We start from the raw sequence: 3695 nt of genomic DNA, 5'->3' as shown, positions 1-3695 counted from the left end.
ACAGGGGGGAGCGCCGGGGGGCGGGGTCCCGTGCCCCGCGTCGGCCCGCCGACCGGCACCGATAGACTGGGTGTCCTTCGACGGCCTCGCGAGGAGAGATGCGGATGGCGGACGGCGGCAACTACGACCTGGTCGTGCTGGGCGGGGGGCCCGGCGGGTACGCGTGCGCGCTGCGCGCCGCCCTGCTCGGCCTGAAGGTCGCGATCGTCGAGCGCGACAAGGTCGGCGGCACCTGCCTGCACCGCGGCTGCATCCCGACGAAGGCCCTGCTGCACGCGGCCGAGGTGTTCGACACCATCCGGGAGGCCAAGGAGTACGGCATCCAGGCCGGCGAGCCCGATTTCGACTGGGCGGCCGTGCAGCGGTCCAAGTCCGAGCCGGTCAAGAAGTTGTACGGCGGCCTGTCCAGCCTGATCAAGCACCGCAGGATCGACCTGATCGCGGGCGAGGGGAAGCTCGCGGCGGAGCGGGGAACGATCGACGTCTCCACCTCCGACGGGAACCGGACCGTGTCCGGACGCGACGTCGTGATCGCCGTCGGGTCCTACGCACGTTCGCTGCCCGGCCTCGAGCCGGACGGGACGCGGATCGTCACATCCGACCACGCCCTCACGAACGAGACGCTGCCGCGGTCCGCCGCGGTGATCGGCGCGGGTGCGGTAGGGGTCGAGTTCGCGTCCGTCTACCGGTCCTTCGGGGTCGAGGTGACGGTGATAGAGGCGCTCCCGCGGATCGTCCCCCTGGAGGACCCGGACGTCTCCAAGGAGCTCGCGAAGGCTTTCGGCAAGCGTGGGATCACCGTCCAGGCGGGAGCCAAGGTGACCGACGTGGACACGTCGGGCGACCTCGTGCGGATCACGCTCTCCGACGCGAAGGGCAAGTCGTCCACGGTCGAGGTCGAGCAGGTGCTCGTCGCCGTCGGGCGCGGGCCGGCCACCGACGGCGTGAACCTGGAGGCCTGGGGGATCGAGACGGACCGCGGCTACATCCTGGCCGACGAGAACTTCAGCCTGGGCGAGGGGGTGTGGGCCATCGGTGACTGCGTGGCCGGCGTCCCCCAGCTGGCCCACGCCGCGTTCGCGATGGGCTTCAACGTGGCCGAGCGGATCGCCGGGAACGAGCCGCGTCCCATCGACTTCTTCCGGGACGTCCCGAAGGCGACCTACTGCGTGCCGGAGGTGGCGTCGGTCGGCTACACGGAGGAGCAGGCGAAGGAAGCCGGGTACGAGGTGAAGACCACGAAGCACACCTACGTGGGGATCGCCAAGGCCCAGATCATGCACCAGCCGGGCGGCTTCACGAAGATCGTGTACGTCCCGGACGGCCCGATCCTGGGCATCCACATGGTCGGCGCCCGCGTGACCGAGTCGATATCGGAGGCGTTGCTGGCCGTGGGGTGGGAGGCGAACGCGGCCGAGCTGGCCGGCCTGGTCCACCCGCACCCGACGCTCTCGGAAGCAGTCGGGGAGGCCGCCCTGGCGGCCATCGGACGTCCGCTGCACGGATAGGAGAGGGGAACACCTACATGGCCACGCCGGTCCAGATGCCCCAGATGGGCGAGTCGGTCGTCGAGGGGACGATCCTGAAGTGGCTCAAGTCCGAGGGCGACACGATCGAGATGGACGACATGCTCGTCGAGGTCTCCACGGACAAGGTCGACACCGAGATCCCGTCTCCCGTGGCGGGGGTGCTCACGAAGATCCTCGCCCAGGAGGGCGACACGGTCGAGGTGGGCACGGTGATCTGCGAGGTCGACGAGTCGGGCGAGGGAGCGGGCACCGCCGGAGGCAGCGCGCAGGCTGAGGGGCCCCCGCAGGAGACCACCGGCGAGCAGGTGGCGGGGTCGGAGAACAGCGCGACCGGCGCGAGCGAGATCGCCGGCGACGCCCCGGTCTCCGCGGACGAGATCCCCGACACCCCCATGCCGGAGCGTCCCGCCGCTCAGGCCGACCAGCCGGACGGAGGCGAGAAGACCGAGCCCAGCCGGCGGGCGTCCACCGCCACGAAGGCTCCCGAGCGGGGCGGACCTCCCACACGCAGCGGCGACGGCAAGCCCGGACAGGTTCTCTCCCCCCTCGTCCGCCGGCTCGCCCGTGAGCACGGCGTGAACCTCGAGGAGGTCGAAGGGACCGGACAGGGCGGGCGCGTCACGAAGGCGGACGTCCTCGGACACGCGGAGCGCCAGCGGACGGCGCCCGCGGCCCCGCAGACCCCGACCGCGGCGCCTCAGCAGGCGAAGCCGGCGGCCGCCGCGCCGCCCGTCGTGCGTCAGTCGGGCGAGGGCACCCAGGTGCAGCCGCTGTCTCACATCCGAAGGCGCATCGCCGAGCACATGGTGAAGTCGCTCCAGACCTCGGCTCGGGCGTGGAACGCGGTCGAGGTCGATATGGAGAACATCGCCCAGCTGCGCAAGCGGGTGAACCCCTCGTTCAAGGAGCGCGAGGGCTTCTCGCTCACCTACACGCCCTTCATCTGCCGGGCGGTCACCGATGCGCTCGCCGCGCACCCGCTCGTGAACGCGTCCGTGAACGAGGACCTGACCGAGGCGACCCTGCACAGCTACGTCAACCTGGGGATCGCCGTGGCCACCGACTACGGGCTCATCGTCCCGGTGATCAAGGGAGCCGAGGCGATGAACGTGGTCGGGATCGCGCGCGCCATCCGCGACCTGGCCGCGCGGGCCCGGTCGAAGAACCTGACCCCGGACGAGGTGGGCGGGTCGACCTTCACGATCACGAACCCCGGTCCCTTCGGGAGCTACCTCTCGGTCCCGGTGATCAACCAGCCGAACGTGGCCATCCTGGGGACGGAGGCGGTCGAGCAGCGGGTCGCCGTGGTGGACGGGATGATCGCCATCCGACACCGGATGTTCCTCTCGATGTCGTGGGACCACCGGCTGCTCGACGGCTCGGACGCGATGGAGTTCCTGGCTCGGCTGAAGCAGAACCTCGAGACCTGGGACTTCACGAACGAGGTGGCGCCGTTCTGATGGACGTCTGCTGGCTGGGCGAGGTCGCGTACACGGACGGCCTCGCCCTGCAGCAGGACCTGCACGAGCGGCGCGCGTCGGGAGCCGTCGGCGACACCCTGCTCCAACTGACCCACCCGCACGTCTACACGGTCGGACGCCGCGGCTCCCGCGGCGACGTGCTCTGGGACGACGCGACCCTGCGTGAGCGCGGGGTCGCGGTGGTCGAGGCCGACCGCGGGGGACAGGTCACGTACCACGGTCCCGGACAGCTGGTGGGCTACCCGATCGTGGACATCGGCCCCCAGGGCGACCTCGTCCGGTACGTGCGCGACCTCGAGGAGGTGCTGATCCGCGCGCTGCGCCGGTACGGGATCGAGGGGAGCCGGGTGCCGGGGGCGTCCGGGGTGTGGGTCGGGCTGAGCAAGATCGGCGCGATCGGCGTGAAGGTCTCCCGGGGGATCACGAAGCACGGTTACGCGCTGAACGTCTCCCCCGACCTGGGCTACTTCCGGGGGATAGTCCCCTGCGGGATCGTGGACCGCGGCGTCACCTCGGTGGCCGAGTTGAACGGGGACGCACCCGGCGTCGAGGTCTTCGCCCAGGACGTGGCGTCCGAGTTCGGAGGCGTCTTCGGGTGCGAGATCCGCGCCGCGGAGTTCCTGGCTCGGCTGAAGCAGAACCTCGAGACCTGGGACTTCACGAACGAGGTGGCGCCGTTCTGATG

The 3695-nt window shown here is 70.9% G+C and carries 3 protein-coding genes; all 3 read left to right on the top strand.

The features are described from left to right. The first annotated feature begins 98 nt into the window (after nucleotides 1-98). The 3 genes from lpdA to lipB are packed head-to-tail and all read left to right on the top strand — an operon-like array spanning nucleotide 99 to nucleotide 3693. On the top strand, nucleotides 99-1508 hold the full coding sequence (lpdA, locus tag VM840_09605; GenBank protein ID HVL81833.1) for a dihydrolipoyl dehydrogenase: 1410 nt from the start codon (nucleotides 99-101) through the stop codon (nucleotides 1506-1508). 17 nt (nucleotides 1509-1525) lie between these two features. Further along, nucleotides 1526-2989, top strand: a complete 1464-nt coding sequence (locus VM840_09600) for a dihydrolipoamide acetyltransferase family protein (protein ID HVL81832.1) — start codon at nucleotides 1526-1528, stop codon at nucleotides 2987-2989. After that, nucleotides 2989-3693, top strand: coding sequence for a lipoyl(octanoyl) transferase LipB (lipB, locus tag VM840_09595; GenBank protein HVL81831.1), 705 nt, complete (start codon nucleotides 2989-2991; stop codon nucleotides 3691-3693). The genes VM840_09600 and lipB overlap by 1 nt, the downstream gene beginning before the upstream one ends. Nucleotides 3694-3695 lie beyond the last annotated feature (2 nt).

Source organism: Actinomycetota bacterium (genome assembly GCA_035540895.1).
Lineage (GTDB): Bacteria > Actinomycetota > JAICYB01 > JAICYB01 > JAICYB01 > DATLFR01.
The sequence above is the reverse complement of the archived record's forward strand: the minus strand, read 5'-3'. Positions and strand labels throughout refer to the sequence as shown.